Genomic DNA, 19,943 nt, shown 5'->3' on the forward strand with positions numbered 1-19,943 from the left:
GCGATCCGGGTCGCGTCGCGCCCGGCTACCCGATGAAGAAGTCGATGGCGTTCCCAGTCGACTGTCCCTTGTACAGCTCCGAGTAGCCGCAGTTCGCACACGAGACCACGACGAACTTGCGGTTCTGAACGTCGAACATCTTCGTGAGGCCGGTCCCGCTCGTCGCGATCTCGTCGGTTTCCGTCTCCGCGTGTCCGCACTTCGGGCAGCCGTCGTCGTCTCCGGCCGCCAGCGACTCGGGCCGTTCTCCCGTGTGAGCCGAGTCGGGAGCGGCGCGATCGCCGTCCCCCGCGTCGTCCCACTCGTTGTTCGGTTCGTCGCCGAAGACGGAGTACTCCGTCTCCTCGTCGTTGTCGGAGGGCATCGGTGTCCCCTGCTCCCGCGATCGCTAAACCTCTTGTGGCGTTTCCCGGTCCCTTTGTGGCGCTACTCGTCGATCTCGTCGACGAGCTCGTCGGCGAAGCCGGTGTAGCCGGCCGGGGTCAGCGCCTTCAGCTCCGCGCGGACCGCGTCGTCGACGTCGAGGTCGTCGAACAGCTCGCGGAAGTCGTCGAGCGTCACCGACCGGCCGCGCGAGAGCGCCTTCACGCGCTCGTAGGCCGCGGTGTCACCCTCGCGGCGCAGGATCGTCTGGACCGCCTCGCCGATCACCTCGGGGGTCGCGTCCAGCTCCTCGCGCATGACGGTCTCGTTCGGGACGACCTTCCCGAGCCCGTCGGCGGCCTTCGAGTAGCCGATCAGGCAGTGGGCGAGGGCGGCGCCGACGTTGCGCTTGACGGTGGAGTCCGAGAGATCGCGCTGGAGCCGGGAGGTCGTCACGTAGTCGGCGAGGAAGGTGAGATCGGAGTTCGCCTTCGAGAGGTTCCCCTCGCTGTTCTCGAAGTCGATCGGATTCACCTTGTGGGGCATCGTCGACGACCCCGTCTCGCCCTCGACGGCCTCCTGGCCGAGATAGCGGTCGGAGACGTACAGCCACGCGTCGAGGTCTAAATCGAGGAGGACGTTGTTGACGCCGCGCAGCGCGTCGAACAGCGCCGCGAGGTCGTCGCAGGGATTCACCTGCGTCGCGAGCGCGGTGTGCTCCAGTTCGAGGTCACGGACGAACGACTCGGAGAACCCCTGCCAGTCGACGTCGGGGTAGGCCGCGCGGTGCGCCGCGTAGGTGCCGGACGCCCCCGCGAGCTTCCCGGAAAGGTCCCCGTTCGCGACGACGACCCGGCCCAGCGCGCGGCCGAGCCGAGCGGCGTACACCGCCATCTCCTTGCCGAAGGTGGTCGGCGTCGCGGGCTGGCCGTGCGTGCGCGCCAGCATCGGCGTGTCGCGGTGCTCCTGTGCCAGCTCGACGAGCGCGTCGCGCACCTCGCGGACCGCGGGGACGATCACCTCGCTCACCGCGGGCTTGAGCAGCAGGCGGTGCGCGAGGTTGTTCACGTCCTCGCTCGTGAGCCCGAAGTGGATCCACGGGTACAGCGACTCGGCGTCGGCGAGCGGGGCGTCGTTCTCTTCGACCAACTCCGACAGCCGGACGCGGAGGAAGTACTCGACCGCCTTCACGTCGTGGTTGGTCGCGTCGTACCCGGCGGCACCCTCGGTCTCCAGCGCCTTGATCAGCCGCGCGTCCTCGGCGTCGAACCCCTCGTAGATCCCGCGGAGCGCCGCCTCCGTCGCCTCGTCGAAGCCGATCGGGATCGCGTCGAGCGCGCCCAGCGCGAGCAGGTACTCGACCTCGACGCGGGTCCGCGCGCGCATCAGCGCGGCCTCGCTGGCGTACGGGGACAGCGGTGCCGTCCGGCCAGCGTAGCGGCCGTCAAGCGGCGAGACGGCCGCGAGCGGGTCCGAACGGGATAGCCCGGCGATGGCGCCCGCTGTCGGTCCGGCGTCGTCCGCCGTCGGTTCGGAGTCGTCGGTCATGTCCGCGACTGCCCCCGGCGCCAGCAAAAGCGTGTCGATGGGGCGTCGCACGGACGTGGATCCGTAGCCGGCTCGAAGCGCGTCGTGTGGGCGTTCCGATCCGCAAACGTGTACACCACCGCGGCGTGGACCGCAATCGATATACCCGATCGGTCGGACCGTCGGGTATGAAGATCGCGGGACTCGCGAGCAACCGGGGACGGAACCTCAGACACATCGCCGACGCCGCGCCCGGCGGGGCGGAGCTGTCGGTCGTCCTGACGAACCGCGAGCAGGCGCCCGTGCTGGGGGCCGCGACCGAGCGCCGGATCCCGACCGAGGTCGTCGAACGCGACGAGGGCGAGTCGCGCGAGTCGCACGAGCGCCGGATCGTCGAGCGCCTCTCCGACTACGACGTCGACCTCGTCTGCCTCGACGGCTACATGCGCGTCCTCACCGACGAGTTCCTCGACGCCGTCCCGACGACGCTGAACGTCCACCCATCGCTGCTCCCGTCGTTCCCCGGCATGGACGCCCACGAGCAGGTGCTGGAGGCCGGCGTCCGCACGACCGGCTGTACGGTCCACGTCGTCACCGAGGCGGTCGACGCCGGCCCGGTCGTCACCCAGGAGCCGATCCCGGTGTACGAGGACGACGACGCCGACTCGCTGAAGGCGCGCGTCCTCCGCGAGGCCGAGTTCACGGCGTACCCGCGCGCAGTCCGCTGGTTCGCCGAGGACCGCGTGACCGTCGAGCGCGACGCCGACGGGAGTCCGGAGCGCGTCGCGGTCGAGGGCGACGTGGGCGGCGACTTCCCGGAGCGCCGGTTCGTCTCCGAGGAGCGCACCACCTCGCTGCGCTACGGCGAGAACCCGCATCAGGACGCCGCCTTATACGTCGACGACGGCTGTGAGGAGGCGAGCGTCGTCGACGCCGAGCAGTTGAACCCCGGCGCGAAGGGGATGGGGTACAACAACTACAACGACGCCGACGCGGCCCTCGACCTCGTCAAGGAGTTCGACGAACCCGCGGCCGCGGTGATCAAGCACACGAACCCCGCGGGCTGCGCCGTCGGCTCGGACCTCGCGGACGCGTACGACCGCGCGCTGCGCACCGACGCGAAGTCCGCGTTCGGCGGCATCGTCGCCCTGAACCGCGAGTGCGACGCCGACACCGCCACCGCGGTCGCCGACTCCTTCAAGGAGGTCGTCGTCGCGCCCGGCTACACCGACAGCGCGCTCGACGTGCTCCGCGAGAAGAAGAACCTCCGCGTGCTCGACGTCGGTCCGCTCGGCGAGGGCGACGACCGCTTCTCCGAGCGGTTCACGGAGAAGCCCATCGTCGGCGGCCGCCTCGTTCAGGAGCGCGACCGGCAGTCGCCGACCGCCGAGGACTTGGAGTTCGTCACCGAGCGCGAGCCGACCGACGAGCAGGTCGAGACGATGCTGTTCGCCTGGAAGACGCTGAAACACGTGAAATCGAACGGCATCCTCTTCGCGACCGGTACCGAGACGGTCGGCGTCGGGATGGGGCAGGTGTCCCGGGTCGACGCGGTCACGCTCGCGGCGATGAAAGCCGAGAAGGACGCGGAGGGGAAGTCCGCCGAGGGTGCGGTGATGGCCTCGGACGCGTTCTTCCCGTTCCCGGACGCGGTCGAGGAGGCGGCCGACGCCGGCATCGAGGCGATAATCCAGCCCGGCGGCTCCGTCAACGACGAGGACGTGATCGCCGCGGCCGACGAGCGCGACATGGCGATGGCGTTCACCGGGTCGCGCTGCTTCCGGCACGATTAGACTCTTACCCGTCCCAATCGCTCGGGACGTACTGCTCGAACTCGGGATCGGAGGACCGCCCGAGCGGGCGGAACGCTCGCTCCCCGCCGACCCGGAACTCCTCGATCAGGGACTGTCCGGGACCGGTGAGGTAGCCGACGTAGGACATGGCTCGCGCGTACGACACGTCGTGACGAGCCGGGTTGACGGGGATGACCGCGTACTCGTTCCGGAGGAGCGGCGGCGGGTCGTCGATTCCGACGTCGACGTGGCGGGCGAGGCCGTCGTCGTCGGCGACGGCGAGGAAGGTTCCGCGGTCGACGAGGGTGTAGGCGTTCGACTGCTGCGCCGTGGTGAGCGTGTCGCCCATTCCCTGACCGGTTTCGAGGTACCAGTCGCCGCCGGGGTCGACGCTCGCCTCGTCCCAGATCCGGAGTTCCCGGATGTGCGTTCCCGACCGGTCGCCCCGCGACAGGAACGTCGCCTCCGCCTCCGCGATTGCCCGGAACGCCGACGTCGGGTCGTCTCCCGCGACGCCCGCGGGGTCATCGGGCGGCCCGACGACCAGAAAGTCGTTGACCATCAGCCTGCGACGGTTGATTCCCTCGCCTTCCCTGAGGAACTCGTCTTCCAGCGGCCGGGCGTGGACGAGGACGATGTCGCAGTCGCCGTCCCGGGCGGTACGGAGCGAGGCGCCGGTCCCGCGAACGACCGCTTCAACCTCCGTCCCGAACCGTTCGGCGAATCCGCGGTTGAGGACGGGCAACAGTCCGCTGTCGTACGCCGTCGTGGCGGTGGCGAGCGTCAGCGATCCGGGACGGGGGGCGGTCTCGCCCGCCCGACTCGCACAGCCGGTCAGCGAGGCGGCCCCACCGAGACCGAGCGCCCGCAGGTACTGTCGACGGCGCATACGTGTAGGTAACTGAATACAGGTACTTAGAATCATATAGTAACTTGTTTCAGTTATATAGGGGTGCCCTCGGGCGGCTCGGACCTCGGCCGGAGCGACGACCCAGCCCCGAGTGACAACCCAGCCCCGAGTGACAACCCAGCCCCGAGCGACGACCCAGCCCCGAGTGACAACCCCACCCGGACCGCCGGATCGACGGCGCTTTTTTCTCGGGCTGTCCTTGCTTCGAATCAGAGACGACCGTGGCGCAGTTCGGCAACTCGGTACGGCTGCTCGGGGACCGCGAGTTCGCGGCGCTCGCCGGGACCGCGTTCGCCCGCAGTCAGGCGTACTCGACGATCCTCATCGCCTTGGCGCTGTACGCGGATCTCTTCGGCACCACCGGGTTCATCGAGGGCCTGTTCGGCACCGCCTTCGCGATCGTCCAGCTGGTCATCGTCCTCCCGCTGGGGCGGAAGGTCGACACCGGCAACGCGAAGCGGTGGCTGCTCGGCGGCTTCCTGATCAACGTCGCCGTCTTCGTCGGCTTCGCGCTGGTCGACAGCTCCGTCCACATCATCCTCGTGCGGATGGTCCAGGGGCTCGGCGCGAGCGTCCTCTGGATCACGGGCGCGACTGTGATCGGGGAGATCAGCCCGGACGACGAGCAGGGGCGCTGGCTCGGCTCGTACAACCAATTCGCCTCCTTCTCGTCGCTCGCGGGCGACCTCGTCGGCGGCTACCTCCTGTACGCCTATGGGTTCGCGGAGACGTACCTCGTCTTGACGCTCGTCACGCTCGCCGCGTTCGCCCTCGTCTTCGCGTTCCTCCGCGACAATCCCGGCGGCCGGAAGGATCCCGAAGAGGCTGGCGGGCTGGAGACGTTCCGGTCGCTGCTCGGCCTCCCGATGTTGCGCGCGCTCGTCTTCTTCCGGTTCACGTTCAGCGTCGGGAAGATGGCGGTGATCATCTTCCTCCCCATCTACGCGCGCACAACGTTCGGCATCTCCGCGTTCGCGATCGGCTGGATCATGGCCGGCGGGAAGCTGACGAAGGCGCTCACGCAGGGGTTCGTCGGCGACCTCACCGACCGCTACGAGCGCACGTACCTGTTCGTCGCGGTCGGCGCGCTCCTGTACGGCGTCGGCACGGCGATCATCCCGCTCGCGGCGTACTTCGAGGGGACGCTCTCGCCGGTCACCGTCTCCTACCTCGGCGACTCGCAGACGCTGGGCGGGGCGTTCTTCGCGCTGTTCGGCGCCTACTCGCTGCTCGGGATCGCCGACTCGATCCGGCTGCCGGCGAGCATGTCGCTGTTCGTCAGCGAGGGCGAGGCGTACGACTCCGTCGCCAGCGCGATGAGCCTGCGCTCCGTCTCGTGGAAGGTCGGACAGGTGGTCGGGCCCGTGCTGGTCGGTACCACGATGGACTGGACGACCACCGAGACGGGGTTCCTGCTCGCGGCCGCGTTCATCGCGTTCGCGACCACCGGCTTCGCGTGGCAGGCGCGCTCGGCCCACCGCGCTCGCCGGGATCCGGGCGGGGCCGTCCCCGGCGACGACTGACCCGACTGCGGCGCGAGGACAAATCCGCCTACAGCGTGTAGTCGTGCTCGCCCGTCTCCGACTCCAGGAAGGCCGTCAGCAGGTCGATCGTCGCCTCGACGTCGCCGCCGTCCGCGGTCTCGGTGACGGTGTGGAGGTACCGCGTCGGGATCGAGATGGCGCCGACGGGCTTCGCGCCCGCCGTGTTCTGGAATCCGGCGGTGTCGGTGCCGCCCGCGGGCAACACCTCGTGCTGGTGGTCGATCTCCTCCGCTTCCGCCACCTCAGTCAGTCGGCCGTGGACCTTCGGGCTGGTGATCACCGAGGAGTCCTTCAGCTTCACCGCCGTCCCCTCGCCGAGTTCGGTGACGGCGTCGGCCGGGTCGCCGATCTGCGGCACGTCGTTGGCGACGGTGACGTCGAGGGCGACCGCGAGGTCGGGGTCGATATCGACGCCGAGCGCCTGCGCGCCCCGAAGCCCGACCTCCTCCTGAACGGTCGCCGCGAAGTGGATCGTCACGTCGGGGTCCTCAATGCGGCGGGCGGCCTCCAGCATCGCGAACAGGCAGATCCGGTCGTCGAGCGCCTTCCCCGTGACCCGGTCGCCCATCCGCGTCGTGGTCTGGTCGAGAGTGACGAGATCGCCGACGCTCACCAACTCTTCGACCGCCTCGGCGTCGCGCCCGAGGTCGATGAAGACGTCTTTCACCTCGTCGTCCTTCTCCTGCTGTTCCTCCGTGAGCGTGTGCGGCGGGACGGAGCCGATGACGCCCGTCAGGTCCTCGTCGCCGTGGACGGTGACGCGCTGGGCGCGCAGCACCCGCGCGTCGAAGCCGCCGAGCGGGTCGACTTGGACGAACCCCTCGTCGGTGACGTGGCGGACCATGAAGCCGATCTCGTCCATGTGGGCCGCGACGGCGACCGAGTAGTCCGAGTCGCCCTCGACCGTGCCGACGACGTTGCCCATCGCGTCGCTCCGGACGCGGTCGACGCTGTCGGCGAACTCGCGGCGCACGATCTCGCGGACGTCGTCCTCGTAGCCGGGGACGCCGCGCGCCTCGGTCAGCTCTCGCAGCAGGTCGAAGTCGAAGTCGAACTCGCGTGGCATACCACGCTATGACCGCGCCAGCGACAAAGGTCCGCAGGATCCGGCACGACCGTCGGCCTTCGCCGAACCGCGAGCGGCCCGGTATTTAAATAACCGTGAACGGTGATGAGAATTGCTTATAAACCTCGGCGGTGGCGCGTGCCTCCGAGTGGCCGCCGAAGGCGGCCGCGAGGAGCACGCGCGAGGGAGTCGGTCGCCCGAGCGAAGCGACGGGCGACCGACGAGGTTGGGGAGGTGTGAGGTGCTGTGCGGCGCTGTGCGGGGCGGGACTCAAAGGGGCAGCCGTGAGGCGGGCGCAGGCGACGTAAGGACCGCAGGGAGGGGAGCGAGCAACGCGAGCGACCGACTGAGGACCGCAGCGAGCGTGCGCCCGCCTCACGGGTGGGGCTTTGGAGGCGTTCGCGGTCGATCTGTTCTCAGCTATTTATAAGTGAGCGACTGGTGATTTGGCGGTGGACACCGCCGATCTACTGGCAGTCATTTATAAGTGAACGACCTACGCGGAGTTCTACTCAGATCGGCAGTTCGGCGTCCGCGCCGACAACGCGGTCCGGTTCGGCGGGCGCGCGCCAGTCGGTCGTCCGCTCCAGCAGCTGGACGACCATCCGGCCCGTCACGCCCCAGACGGTGTAGCCGTCGACGTGGAAGTAGTGGACGCGGTGGTCGCCGTACTCCGGGTGGCCGACGCGGCGCTCCGACTCGTAGTTGGCGGGGTCGGTGAGCGCGTCGACGGCGAGGATCGCCACCTCCGCGACCTCCGACTCGTCGGGGACGTACTCGCGGTCGGGCGCGACGCCGACAAACGGGCGGACCGCGTACTTGCTCGACGTCCGCGTGTCGTCGATCCGACCCATGACGTCGACCTCGTTCGGTCGCATACCCACCTCCTCGTCGGCCTCGCGCAGCGCGGTGTCGGTCAGCGTCCGGTCGATCGGCTCGCGGCCGCCGCCGGGGAAGCTCATCTGTCCGGGGTGTTCGCCGAGGTGCGCGGCGCGCTTGGTGAAAAGGAGGTGGGCCTCGCCGTCGCGCGCGATCACCGGCGCCAACACCGCGGCCTCCCGCCGCCCGGCGAGCGACTGCGGCGCGTGTCGACGCAGCCCCGACAGGTCCATGGTCGAGATAGGCGACGCGAGGCGGTTAACGTTTCCGCGGATTCCGTCCGCGTGGGATGTGAACGCTCGACGGGGAGCCGATGGCTCCGGTTCGCCGCGGACGCCGCGGCGGTCGGGTTCGGACCTTTTAAGCCCGCGACACCCGCTTTCGAGAGTAATGAGCGACGACGACCAGGAGCTCGGGATCACCGAGTCCAAGACGCACAACACCGGCGAGTGGTACGCCGAGGTCGTACGGAAGGCCGGGCTGGCCGACTACGGGCCCGAGGGAATGAGCGGCTTCATCGTCACCCGTCCGCGGGCGTACGCGGTCTGGGAGCGGCTTCAGGGGTTCCTCGACGCGAAGTTCAAGGACACCGGCGTCCAGAACGCCTACTTCCCCCTCTTCATCCCCGAGTCGTACCTCGAACGCGAGAAGGACATCGTCGAGGGGTTCGACCCCGAGGTCGCGTGGGTCGACGAGGCGGGCAACAAGGAGCTCGAAGAGCGGCTCGCGGTCCGCCCCACCTCCGAGTCGATCATCACGCCGTACATCTCGCAGTGGATCCGTAGCCACCGCGACCTCCCGCTGCGCGTGAACCAGTGGTGCTCCGTCGTGCGCTGGGAGGCGACCGAGACGAAGCCGTTCTTCCGCACGAAGGAGTTCCTCTGGCAGGAGGGACACACCGCGCACGCGACCCACGAGGACGCCTGGGAGGAGACGATGACGCGACTCGACCAGTACGAGTCCGTCTACGAGGACCTGCTCGCGCTGCCGGTCCTGAAAGGGCAAAAGCCCGACCACGACAAGTTCCCCGGCGCGGACACGACGACGACCGTCGAGGCGTTGATGCCCGACGGGAAGTCGGTCCAAGCGGGCACCTCCCATCACCTCGGCCAGTCGTTCGCGGAGGCGTTCGACATCACCTACTCCGACGAGGACGAGGAGGAGCGGACCGCCCACACCACCTCGTGGGGGCTCTCGTGGCGTGCGCTGGGCGCGCTGATCATGACCCACTCCGACGAGCAGGGACTCGTCCTCCCGCACACGGTCGCGCCCACGCAGGTCGTCGTCGTCCCCATCTGGCAGGAGGACACGAAAGACGACGTGCTCGACTACGCCGAGGGCGTGGTCGACGACCTCGACGACGCCGGGATCCGCGTCGAGCTCGACGACCGCGACGAGCGCAACCCCGGCTTCAAGTTCAACGAACACGAACTGAACGGGATCCCGCTCCGGATCGAGATCGGCCCCCACGAGGTCGACGACGAGGAGCTCACGCTCGTCCACCGCCCCGACGGCGAGAGCGTCGAGGTCGACCGCGACGGCGTCGCCGAGACCGTCCGCGACGAGTTCGACGAGATCTACGCCAAGCTGTACGCGACCGCCGAGGAGACCCTCGACGAGGGCGTGCGCGAGGCCGACGACCGCGCGGAGATCCTCGGGACGCTCGGCCAGCACGGCGGCTACGTGAAGGCGCCGTGGTGCGGCGACGAGGCCTGCGAGGAGCCGATCAAGGAGCCGCTGGCCGCCGAGATCGTGATGGTCCCGTTCGAGGACGACGACCCCCTCGCCGACGGGGACCACGGCGAGACCTGCGCCATGTGCGACGCCGACGCCGAGCGGACCGCCTACTTCGCGAAGACGTACTGACTCGGGCGGACGAACGGACGGACGGATGGATGGACGGGCCCCCTCGGCGTGACGGGCCGAACGCTCCGCGTTTTCTGGACGGGACGACCGCGTTTTCTGACCGAAACGACCGCGGTTTCGTGACGACGGGCCGCCCCCGTCACGTCGTGCGATTAATCCGCGTTGATCCGGCTTAACGGAGTTTCGGGTATATAGGGACGGAGCGTGTACACGCAGGTAATGAACCGATGGATTGCGAGCCTCGTCGTCGTGGCCGTCACCGCGGCAGTGATCGCCGGGGCCGCCGCGGCCGCGCCGGCGGGAGTGGCGACCGCACAGACCGATTCGCCGACCGACGCGAGCGACGGCGAGAACGCGAGCGGCGCGAACGCAACAAACCTCAGCCCCGGCGAGCAGCTCTCCGGGGTCGTCGGCGTCCAAGGCGCCGAGATCGAGGGGGAGGTCGAGTCGCGCGCCTTCGAGGTCGGGCTCCGGGAGGCCGAGACGAACGAGAGCCGCGCCGGCGTCGTCGCGGAGCGCCTGAACCGGACCGAAGCGCGGCTCGCGGAGCTGGAAGCAGAGCAGCAGGAGCTCCGCGAGCGCCGCGCGGCCGGCGAGCTGAGTCAGGGCGCGTACGCCGCGCGGATGGCGACGACGACCGCGCGGATCGAGACGCTCTCCCGGGGGCTGAACCGGAGCGCGAGCGCGGCGAGCGAGCTCCCGCCCGCCGTCCGTAACGAGACGGGCGTCGACGACGAGCGGCTCGCGACGCTCCGAGAGCGCGCGAACGAGCTCAGCGGCCCCGAGGTCGCCGCCATCGCCCGCGGCGTGGCCGGCGAGGGCGTCGGGGGGCCGGTCGGTCCGGCACGTCGCGGACCGCCGGGGAATGGGACCGAGCGCGGCCCGCCGAACGACGCTGGTCCGGCCGGTGAGGGACCGCTCGGAGCTGGTTCGGGAAACGGCTCGGCCGGGCTGCCGGGAGCGGGTTCCGGGAACGGGTCGATCGGAGCCCCCGGAGCGGGATCGGGGAACGGATCGCTCGGTGGTCCCGGTAACGGGTCCGCCGGACCGCCGGACGCGGGAGGCGCGAACGGGTCCGAGACCGGCGCCGCGAACGGGTCCCAGACCGGTCCCGCGAACGGGTCCGAGACCGGCGCCGCGAACGGATCAGAGACCGGTCCCGCGAACGGGTCGAACCAGAGCGATTCGCCGGGGTCCGGTAACGCGACCGATGACGGAGCCGGTAACGCGTCGACCGGCCCACCCGCCGACTCCGGAAGCGAGTCCGGGAGCGACGGCGGCCCGAGCGGAGCCGGGCCGAGCGACGGCGGCCCCAACGGGAACGGATCGAACGGCGGCGCGGACGCCCCGTCAATCGACGGTGCGGCAGGGACGTTCCGCACAGACCTCGGCGGTCCGGTTCGCCTCGATGCGTGATCGACGTCGCGCCGTGAACGCGGATCTCGGAACGCCCCGACCCGCGGCGGCGATTCGATCTCGTTCCGGATGGGAAGGAATTTACCGGCAGTCCGTGTGACGTAATCTGTGCAGCGAGCGTCGATCCTTCTCGCCGTCGTCGCCCTCCTCGGAGCCGTCGGTCTCGCGCTCGGCGCCGGCGGCGCGGGCGCGGTCCCGTTCGAGGGCGGCTTCGCCCAGATGGACGTCGAGCCGGACGACGTGTCGATGGAGGTCGCCGTCCAGCCGGACGGCGACGCGCAGTGGACCGTCGAGTACCGGATCCGGCTCGGTACCGACGAGGAAGAGCAGGCGTTCGAACAGCTCCGCACGGACGTGGAGAACGACACGGAGGCGTACACGACCCGGTTCCGCGACCGGATGGTCTCGACCGCGGCGACCGCCGAGTCGACGACGGGCCGCAACATGACTGTGTCGAACGCGACCGTCACCGCCGAGCGGCGCGAGCTCCCGCAGGCGTACGGCGTGTTGACCTACCGGTTCGAGTGGACGAACTTCGCCGCCGTCGACGGGGACCGACTGCGCGTCGGCGACGCGGTCGACGGGCTGTTCTTAGACGACTCCTCGTCGCTCATCGTCTCGTGGCCCGAGGGGTACCGCCTCGACGAGACGACGCCGGAGCCCAGCGAGGTGCGCGACCGGTCGGTCGTCTGGAACGGGCCGGTCGACTTCTCGGCCGGCCAGCCGCGGATCTCGGTCGCGCCCGCGGGCCCGCTCTCCGGGCTCCCGACGGCCGGCATCGTCGCGCTCCTCGCCGTCCTCGTCGTCGCCGGGGGCGCCGTCGCCTATCGTCGGCGGGACGACGGGAGCGACGGGGAGGCGGGAGTCGTCGCGGGCGGTGGCGGAGATACCGTGACCGAGACGTCGGGCGACGGGACCGCCACCGACGCGGCCGCAGGTGACGAAGCGGACGCGGCGGCGACGACGGCGGCTGCTGGCGGCTCGGCGGCAGCGGGATCGACAGACGGCGACGGCGACGCGTCGGGATCGGAGGGCGGCTCGGACGAGGCGGCGCCGGTCGACAGCGACCTGTTGAGCAACGAGGAGCAGGTGCTTCGGCTGATCGAGTCGGAGGGCGGGCGGATGAAACAGAAGCAGGTGGCCGAGGAGCTGGACTGGACCGCCGCGAAGACGAGCCAGGTAGTGACCGGACTGCGCGACGAGGGCGACCTCGACGGCTTCCGACTGGGCCGCGAGAACGTCCTCTCGCTTCCCGACTACGACCCCGAGGCGGAGTCGGGGAGAGACGACGACGACGGCGACGGGAGCGGCGTCGACAATGGTGACGAGGAGCGCGACGGGATAAACGGGGGCGAGGAGAGCGGCGGAACAGACGAGAGCGACGAGGGCGGCGCTACCGGCGGCGACTGACCGGTCCGACGACGGTCCGCACAGCGTTCCGCCCGCTCGGGGTCACAGGTCCCGTGAGCGGCCGATGTGAAGCAGCTCACCCCCGCACTCACACTCTCCGGCGGATCCCGTCCGCCGGCCGCATTCGAAACACTCGTACACTTCTTCGCTGTCACACTCGTATTTTGGTCGCATATACCTCGATACGCGCCCATGATAGATAATCACACGCCTAATATTATTTGGATAATATAAATCGATTGGCGCGAGACGGTGACCGAACGATCGGAATCCCGAGATCGGCAGGTATCGGACCGAGCGAGCTTCGGTGAGCTCCTACGCGTCCGCCGTGAGTTCTTCTAACACCAGTTCGAAGTTTCGCGTGTTAGCCTTCCAGACGACGTCGAAGAGGTCGCCGACGAGGGGGACCGTTCCCACGACCACGTCCACGGAGATGTTCGCGATCATTTTGAGCAGCGTCGTGTAGGAGACGCCCAGACGGGCCGCCTCGACCACGACATACAGCGAAATTCCGCCGGTGAGTACGTCTCCCGCCCCCGGGAGGATACCGAGCAGCGGATCGATGCCGATGCGATACCCGATCCCCGGCACGCGGACGCCCTCGTCGAGCACGTACGCGACGAACTGTACGCGCTTGATCGCCGCTCGGTCGACGGAGTCCGGGAGGCGATCTATCCGGTCGTTGAACTCGGCCTGGAACTCGTCGTCCGCTTCTCTCGTCATAGATCACGTACGGTTTCGCGCTGAATAACCCTGCTGCCGGGAATTCACCCCTACGAGCCACAGCAACGCAGTATACGCGGCTTATCGAGGCCCTCCCGCAGCTCTTCGACTCCACGTTGTTCCGTCAGAAGAGCCGGAGGGGGGATTGTGAACCACGGTCGTTCCGCTTCGCTTCACTCCCTGATTCAAATCCTGGTTTGGCTTCCGCTGCACACGTTGTTCGCAGCAGGAAGCCGGAGGGGGGATTTGAACCCCCGACCTATTCCTTACGAAGGAATCGCTCTGCCAGCTGAGCTACTCCGGCACGCATGCTTCAATTCCCGGACGGAAAAATAAGGGTTCCGAAACGGGGACGGAGCGGCGATCCGACACGCCGAGCCGCGTGCTGGAAGCGGCGAGTTATTCCGATAATAACCGGACGTACGTACCGAATACTCTCGACTACTATTCTGATACACACAAGAAATCGCAACACAATACAAGTGTATAAGGAAAAAGACTAAATACGTGTTCGGACTTCAATCTGAATGTGATGACACCGCCCGCGTGCCGAGACGGCGGGGATCGAATCCCCCGGCGGTGCGTGCCCGGTCGAAGCCCGTACCGGGCGGCGATAGCCTCGCCGGTCGTCACCCCCACGGCGACCCGGCGCGGCCGTCATCCCCAGCAGCGTTCCGTCGCGGCTACCGTGTAAAACGCGTCTCCGACGCGCCAAGCGCAGAATCGCCTCTGGTCCGAGACCGCCGCCGCGACCGCTTGTCATGTGACGGGCCCCGGCCGCGCCGCCCCACCCCCCTCGGGGCGGCGCGGCCTTTTCGCTGTCTCGAGTCTCCTCGCGAGCGGCCGGACCGCTCGGCGCGCTCGGACGGCGTCGGACGAGTCGCGTTACGAGAACAGTCGCCGCGCCCGGCGGACCGCGGCGGAGAGGTCGCCGTACCCGGCGCCGACCACTCCGCCGAGCCGCAGTTCCGCGGGCGCGAGGCCGAGCCGGTGCGAGAGGGGACCCGGTCGCGCGTCGGCGCCCGCGACCGCGACCGTTCGCCCGCGGACCCTGACCTCGGCGGTGAGGCCCGCGCGCGGCAGCTCAGCGAGGGCGCGGTTCGAGACGGACTCGTCCGGAAGCCGCCGGGCGATGCGGAGGGCGTCGCGGAGGCTCTCGACCTCGACGAAGATCCGGCGGTCGGTCGCGTGGACCGCGGCGTCGACGCCGTCCACCGAGAGCGTCAGGTCGTCGGTCTCGACCGAGAGCCGCGGGCTCGACTCACTCGGACTCACTCGTCGTGACCCGCACTCCGCCGTCGACGCGCCACTCGGCGTGCTCGGCGTCGTCGCCCGTCCCGCTCGGCACCTCGACGGTCAGATCGTCGAACTGGTAGTGAATCTCAGCGTTCCGGCCGGTCAGTCGGTCGTACAGTCCGATCGCCAGGTCCGGCCAGGTGGTCGTCTCGTCGATGCGCTCCTCGGGGTCTGCGTCGTCGCTCATACAAGAGCATGTTAGTGAGTAACACTCATAAACGGACGCCCTGACGTGTCGTGCCGGTGTTCCGAGGCGGCGCGTCTCGACCGGATCAGCCCTCGACGCGCGTCAGGCGGGCGTCGAGACAGACGTTGTACTCGTGGGGGGCGTACGACCGGACGACGCGCTCGGTCTGGACCTCGACCGCGTAGGTGTCGCCCGCGGCTGCCTCGATGGCCCGGCGGCCCGGACCGAACGGGTCGTCCTCGTGTTGGATGTCGTAGTAGTGAATCACGCAGTCGTCGCCCGCGAGCGCGACCGCCGTGTCCAGAAATTCGTCCGCGGAGTGCGGGAGGTTCATCACGAGGCGGTCGGCCGTGCCGGCGTACTCGTCGGCGATCTCGCGCACGTCGCCCGCGATCGCGGTCACCCGCTCTGCGACCCCGTTTCGCTCGGCGTTCTCGCGGAGGTACTCGACCGCGCGCTCGTTGAGGTCGCACGCGACCACGTCGGCGCCCCGGGACGCCATGGGCACCGCGTACGGCCCCACGCCGGCGAACATGTCGACCGCCGCCTCCCCAGGGTCGACCTGCTCGACCACCCGGTGGCGCTCGGTCGCGAGCCGCGGCGAGAAGTACACCTCGGCGACGTCGAGCGCGAACTCGTGGCCGTACTCGCGGTGGACCGTCTCCGTGCCGTTCCCGGCCAGCACGTCCCAGCGGCGGACCCGCAGTTCGCCCTCGATCGGCGACGCGCGGTTGAGGACGGCCTCGCAGGGGAGGTCGGCGGCCATCACGGCGTCGGCGATCTCGCGGGCGCGCTCGTCGTCGTCCTCGTCGACGATGACGATGTCGCCCAGCCGCTCCAGGGAGGGCTCGTAGCCGAGGAGCTCCGCGGGCGTCGTCGGACGGTCTCGCGCCGCCGCGTCGCGCTCGACGATCCGGTCCGCGAGGTCGGCGGGCACCCGGTCGCGGTCGATGACGGGGATATAGATCGTGTCGTCCTCGACCGCGATCTGGTGGTCGCCGTCGAGGGCGTCGGCGTCGGCGAGGCGGCTCCGGACGCTCTCGCCGCGCTCGCGGTCGACGGCGACGCAGGGAACGCTCATCGTCGGAGGGACGCGGGCGACCGAATAAACGGTGACGCTTCGCGGGCGGCCGGGGCGGCCGGGGCGGCGAGGGCTCACTCCCCGTCCGCTGTCGCGGCCGCGACCGCGTCGAGCAGTTCCGCGCCGCTCACGTCGGGGGAGACCGGAACGACCCGGTCCGCGGCCGCGGCCACCTCGGCGTTCGGGCCGTCCGTGGTTGGGCCGTCCGGTCCGTCCGCGGTCGGGCCGTCCGCCCCGTCTCCCGAGCGCTCCGCGCCGACCGCGAGCGTCGCGTCCGCGTCGGCCGCGAGCTCGCGGGCCGCAGCGAGCGTCGCCGCGGAGGGTGCCTCGAACGGCGGCGCCGTCACGGCGGTCGCGTCCGCGTCCGCGGCGGCGCCGGCGACCGCGTCGCCTTCGGGGACCACGCCGACCGAGGGCTCGTGGCCCGCGGCGGCCAGTCGGGCGACGATGCGCGCGGTCGGCCGCCCTGTCCCGATCACGTGGACGCGCCGACTCTCGACAGCGCTGTGCGGGAACGCCGTCACCGCGGGCGTCCCGGTGGCCGGATCGCGGCCGACGAACGCCTCCGCGTCGAACGCGGCGCCGACGGTCGAGGCGGATAGCACCGACTCCGGCGGGCCGGCGGCCTGAACCCCGCCGTTCGCGAGGACGACGACCTCGTCGCAGTAGCGGGCCGCGGCGTCGAGGTCGTGGATCGCGGCGATCGCGCCCCGGTCGCCGTCGTCGACGAACGCGCGGACCAGTTCGAGCGTCTCGACCGCGTGGTTCACGTCGAGGCTCGCGGTCGGCTCGTCTAAGAGGAGGAGCGGGGCCGCCTGCGCTAAGGCCCGCGCGAGCAGCACGCGCTGGCGCTCGCCGCCAGAGACCTCGGTGATCGACCGGTCCGCGAAGCGCTCGACGTCGGCCGCGGCCATCGCGGCGTCGACTGCGGCGTCATCTTCGACGCCGTGCGCGTCGAAGCGGCCGAGGTGCGGCGTCCGCCCCATCTCGACGACGTGGCGCACGCGGAAGTCGAACGCGAGGTTCGTCGCCTGCGGGACGCTCGCGACGCGCCGCCCCACCTGCTTGGCCGACAGCGACGCGGCCGGTTCGCCGCCGATCGCGACGGTCCCCGCGTCCGGTTCGACCGCGCCGGTCACGGCGCGCAGCACGCTTGTCTTGCCGGCGCCGTTGGGTCCGACGAGGCCGACGAGCGAGCCAGGCTCGACCCGGAGGTCGACGCCCGAGACGACGTCGAGGTCGCCGAACGAGACGGCCACGTCCGCGGCGGACAGCAGCGGCGCGTCGCCGAACGACAGCGCCGTGTCGGGCAGCGACGGGAGGCCGTCCGCGGACGGGGAGGCGGTGCCGTCGTCGGAGCGATCCGCGCTCACAGCTCCGTCACCTCCCGGGTCACGAGCAGGTAGACGAAGAAGGGCGCGCCGACCGCGGCGGTGATGATGCCGACCGGGTACTCCGCGGCGGCCGAGCGCGCGACCGTGTCGGCCGCGACGAGGAAGGTGCCGCCGGCGAGCGCCGCGGACGGGAGCAGCACCCGGTGGTCCGGGCCGACGACGAGTCGGAGCATGTGCGGGACGATGAGGCCGACGAAGCCGATCACGCCGGCGAACGCGACGCCGGCGGCCGTGACGAGCGCCGAGGCCGCGAGCAGCACGCGCTTCGTTCGCTCCACCGCGATGCCGAGCCCGCGGGCCTCCTCCTCGCCGAGCAGGAGGACGTTGAGGTCGCGGGCGTACGCGAGCAGCACGGCGAAGAGCGGCGGCACGACGACCGCTGTGACCGCGACCTCGCTCCACGCCGCGCCCGAGAGGTGGCCCATCAGCCAGGCGACGATCTGTCGGAGCGACTCGCCGGCCTGTAACTGGAGGTACGAGACGACCGCGCCGAGGAACGTCTGGACGGCGACGCCGGCCAGGAGGAGGGTGGCGACGGGCGTCCGCCCACCCTGGGTCGCGATCGCGTACACGCCGAAGGCGGCGACGAGCGCGCCGACGAACGCGAAGAGGCTGGTGCCCGCGCCGCGCGAGAGCGCGAGCTCGACGGGGCCGACGAGCGGGAGCGCGACGGTCGTCGAGAGCGCGACGGGGAAGACGATGAACGCGACGGCGCCGACCGCTGCCCCGGAGGAAACGCCGATGATCGACGGGTCCGCCATCGGGTTGCGGAAGAAGCCCTGCATCACCGTGCCGGCAGCCGCGAGCGCGAAGCCGACGAGCGCGGCAAGCAGGATCCGCGGGAGCCGCACGCCCACGACGATCTGCTGGTGGACGGAGTCGACGGGGAACGCGAACGGCGACGCGAACGCGAGGTCGACGCTCGGGATCGTGAGGGGGCCCACGCCGGGTATCGGCAGCGGCCCGACGCCGCCCGCGCTCGTCTCGATCCCCGCCGGCACCGCGACCGCGTTCAACACCGACTTCAGCACGGTTTCAGGCGGGATTCGAACCGGACCGATCGCGGCGCTGACGACGACGACGACGGCTAAAAGCGCCGCTACCGCCGCCGACCAGACCGCCGACCGGACCCACGGTCGCATACGTTCTCCAACACAACTTGTAGTAGGTAAATACTTATTGGACGAAGCCGGTCGTCGATCCGATGCGACACAGCTTCGCGATCGCGATGGCCGTGCTGGTGACGACCGCCCTGATCGGCGGCGTCGCCGGGACCGCCGCGGGCGCACAGCCGACGATATCGACGGACGGACCGACCGCGGGTGCGCAGCCAACTGCGGGCGCGCAACCGGCGGTCGGAGCCGCGGACGCGTCGGGGACCGCTCCCGCACAGACGGACGGCGCCTGCGGCTTCCCGTTCAACGCGACGGACGCCACCGGCGAGACGGTGACGCTGGAGGAGCGCCCCGAGCGGATAACGACGATCAACCCGTCGGCCGCGCAGACGCTGTGGGAGCTGGGCGCGCAGGACCGCGTCGTCGGCGTGAGCCAGTTCGCGTTCTACCTCGACGGCGCCGAGGAGCGCGCGAACGTCTCCGCCGAGTTCGGCGCGAGCGTCGAGCGCGTCGTCGACACCGACCCCGACCTCGTGTTAGCGCCGAACGCCTCGGCCGCGGACGTCGAGCCGCTCCGCGAGCAGGGGCTGACGGTGTACCACTTCGAGGCGGCGACCTCCATCAAGGACATCGCGGAGAAGACGGAGACGATCGGCCGGCTCGTCGGCGCGTGTGACGCCGCCGCGGAGACCAACGAGGAGATGAACGACGCGGTCGCGGCCGCGGAGGAGCGGACCGCCGACGTCGACCGTCCGGCGGCGCTGTACCCGCTCGGCGGCGGCTACGTCGCGGCGAACAACACGTTCATCGACGCGATCATGAACGCCGGCGGCACCGACAACGTCGCCTCGGAGTACGAGGCGTACCCGCAGCTCTCCGACGAGGTCATCCTCGAATCGAACCCCGAACTACTCTTAGTCACCGACGCCGAGGCCTCCATCCTCGACTCGGAGCCGTACGCCAGCACGACCGCGGGCACCGAGGACAGCTACGTCGTGATGAACGAGAACTACCTCAACCAGCCGGCGCCGCGCAGCGTGATCGAGTCGACGACGACGCTGTCGAACGCGGTGGTCGAGCTTCAGGCCGACGGGACCGAGTCGACCGACGGTTCGACGGACAGCAACTCGACGGACGGTTCGGCTGACGGCGACTCCTCTGACGGCGATTCGTCGGGGGACGGCGATTCCTCGGGTGACGGCTCGTCGACCGACGGCGAGGACGCGAACGAGACCGACGGCGACGAGAGCGACGAGAACACGGGCGCGGAGTCGCCCGGATTCGGCGTCGTCGCGGCCGCCCTCGCGCTGCTCGCGACCGGGCTGCTCGCGCGGCGGGACTGACGCGAAGCGGTTTCGGACCGGCGCTTCTTC

At 70.2% G+C, this 19,943-nt stretch carries 17 protein-coding genes and 1 tRNA gene; 6 read left to right on the forward strand and 12 right to left on the reverse strand.

Annotated elements, in window-relative coordinates; genetic code table 11:
* Positions 1–25: 25 nt before the first annotated feature.
* Together ACOZ35_RS00980 and purB are read right to left on the reverse strand one after the other, a co-directional pair.
* Positions 26–364, reverse strand: a complete 339-nt coding sequence (locus ACOZ35_RS00980) for a zinc ribbon domain-containing protein (RefSeq protein ID WP_424014634.1) — start codon at positions 362–364, stop codon at positions 26–28.
* 62 nt (positions 365–426) lie between these two features.
* Positions 427–1,911, reverse strand: coding sequence for an adenylosuccinate lyase (gene purB, locus ACOZ35_RS00985; protein WP_424014635.1), 1,485 nt, complete (start codon positions 1,909–1,911; stop codon positions 427–429).
* A gap of 167 nt (positions 1,912–2,078) precedes the next feature.
* Here purB and purH point away from each other — a divergent pair, with 167 nt between their 5' ends.
* Positions 2,079–3,683: a bifunctional phosphoribosylaminoimidazolecarboxamide formyltransferase/IMP cyclohydrolase gene (gene purH, locus ACOZ35_RS00990; protein WP_424014636.1), complete on the forward strand. Its 1,605-nt coding sequence runs from the start codon at positions 2,079–2,081 to the stop codon at positions 3,681–3,683.
* A gap of 4 nt (positions 3,684–3,687) precedes the next feature.
* Here purH and ACOZ35_RS00995 read toward each other — a convergent pair whose 3' ends face one another.
* A complete protein-coding gene (locus tag ACOZ35_RS00995; protein WP_424014637.1) occupies positions 3,688–4,572 on the reverse strand; it encodes a substrate-binding domain-containing protein in 885 nt (294 codons plus the stop codon).
* A gap of 242 nt (positions 4,573–4,814) precedes the next feature.
* On the opposite strand from ACOZ35_RS00995, the gene ACOZ35_RS01000 reads away from it, so the two are divergent.
* Complete coding sequence (locus ACOZ35_RS01000; RefSeq protein ID WP_424014638.1) at positions 4,815–6,116, forward strand: MFS transporter; 1,302 nt, start codon at positions 4,815–4,817, stop codon at positions 6,114–6,116.
* Positions 6,117–6,144: 28 nt separating this feature from the next.
* On the opposite strand, the gene ACOZ35_RS01005 is transcribed toward ACOZ35_RS01000, so the two are convergent.
* Positions 6,145–7,203, reverse strand: a complete 1,059-nt coding sequence (locus ACOZ35_RS01005) for a M42 family metallopeptidase (RefSeq protein WP_424014639.1) — start codon at positions 7,201–7,203, stop codon at positions 6,145–6,147.
* A 512-nt stretch (positions 7,204–7,715) separates the two neighbouring features.
* Positions 7,716–8,315 carry an NUDIX hydrolase gene (locus ACOZ35_RS01010; protein ID WP_424014640.1) on the reverse strand — a complete coding sequence of 200 codons (600 nt, stop codon included), beginning with the start codon at positions 8,313–8,315 and terminating at the stop codon, positions 7,716–7,718.
* A 157-nt stretch (positions 8,316–8,472) separates the two neighbouring features.
* Between ACOZ35_RS01010 and proS the strand changes: the two genes are divergently transcribed.
* The 3 genes from proS to ACOZ35_RS01025 all read left to right on the forward strand — a co-directional run bounded on the left by proS (position 8,473) and on the right by ACOZ35_RS01025 (position 12,774).
* Entirely contained in the window at positions 8,473–9,948 is a 1,476-nt protein-coding gene (proS, locus tag ACOZ35_RS01015; protein WP_424014641.1) for a proline--tRNA ligase, read from the forward strand.
* Between the two features lie 219 nt (positions 9,949–10,167).
* Positions 10,168–11,364, forward strand: a complete 1,197-nt coding sequence (locus ACOZ35_RS01020) for a hypothetical protein (protein WP_424014642.1) — start codon at positions 10,168–10,170, stop codon at positions 11,362–11,364.
* 108 nt (positions 11,365–11,472) lie between these two features.
* A complete protein-coding gene (locus ACOZ35_RS01025) occupies positions 11,473–12,774 on the forward strand; it encodes a helix-turn-helix transcriptional regulator (protein WP_424014643.1) in 1,302 nt (433 codons plus the stop codon).
* 315 nt (positions 12,775–13,089) lie between these two features.
* Here ACOZ35_RS01025 and ACOZ35_RS01030 read toward each other — a convergent pair whose 3' ends face one another.
* From ACOZ35_RS01030 to btuC, 7 genes are all read right to left on the reverse strand, one after another.
* A complete protein-coding gene (locus ACOZ35_RS01030) occupies positions 13,090–13,497 on the reverse strand; it encodes a DUF4112 domain-containing protein (protein ID WP_424014644.1) in 408 nt (135 codons plus the stop codon).
* A gap of 231 nt (positions 13,498–13,728) precedes the next feature.
* Positions 13,729–13,801: transfer RNA gene (locus tag ACOZ35_RS01035), tRNA-Thr, on the reverse strand.
* 581 nt (positions 13,802–14,382) lie between these two features.
* Positions 14,383–14,772, reverse strand: a complete 390-nt coding sequence (locus tag ACOZ35_RS01040; protein ID WP_424014645.1) for a peptide ABC transporter ATP-binding protein — start codon at positions 14,770–14,772, stop codon at positions 14,383–14,385.
* Entirely contained in the window at positions 14,759–14,980 is a 222-nt protein-coding gene (locus tag ACOZ35_RS01045; protein ID WP_424014646.1) for a hypothetical protein, read from the reverse strand. Before ACOZ35_RS01045 ends, ACOZ35_RS01040 begins: the two co-directional genes overlap by 14 nt.
* Before the next feature lie 85 nt (positions 14,981–15,065).
* Positions 15,066–16,061 carry a class I SAM-dependent methyltransferase gene (locus ACOZ35_RS01050; protein ID WP_424014647.1) on the reverse strand — a complete coding sequence of 332 codons (996 nt, stop codon included), beginning with the start codon at positions 16,059–16,061 and terminating at the stop codon, positions 15,066–15,068.
* A 74-nt stretch (positions 16,062–16,135) separates the two neighbouring features.
* A complete protein-coding gene (locus tag ACOZ35_RS01055) occupies positions 16,136–17,434 on the reverse strand; it encodes an ATP-binding cassette domain-containing protein (protein ID WP_424014648.1) in 1,299 nt (432 codons plus the stop codon).
* Entirely contained in the window at positions 17,431–18,597 is a 1,167-nt protein-coding gene (gene btuC / locus ACOZ35_RS01060; protein WP_424014649.1) for a vitamin B12 ABC transporter permease BtuC, read from the reverse strand. The genes ACOZ35_RS01055 and btuC overlap by 4 nt, the downstream gene beginning before the upstream one ends.
* A 62-nt stretch (positions 18,598–18,659) precedes the next feature.
* Between btuC and ACOZ35_RS01065 the strand changes: the two genes are divergently transcribed.
* The gene (locus ACOZ35_RS01065) at positions 18,660–19,913 is read left to right on the forward strand and encodes a PGF-CTERM-anchored ABC transporter substrate-binding protein (RefSeq protein ID WP_424014650.1); all 1,254 of its coding nucleotides are present in this window, start codon (positions 18,660–18,662) and stop codon (positions 19,911–19,913) included.
* The last annotated feature ends 30 nt before the right edge of the window (positions 19,914–19,943 follow it).

The organism is Halorubrum xinjiangense (genome assembly GCF_049604745.1).
GTDB lineage: Archaea > Halobacteriota > Halobacteria > Halobacteriales > Haloferacaceae > Halorubrum > Halorubrum xinjiangense_A.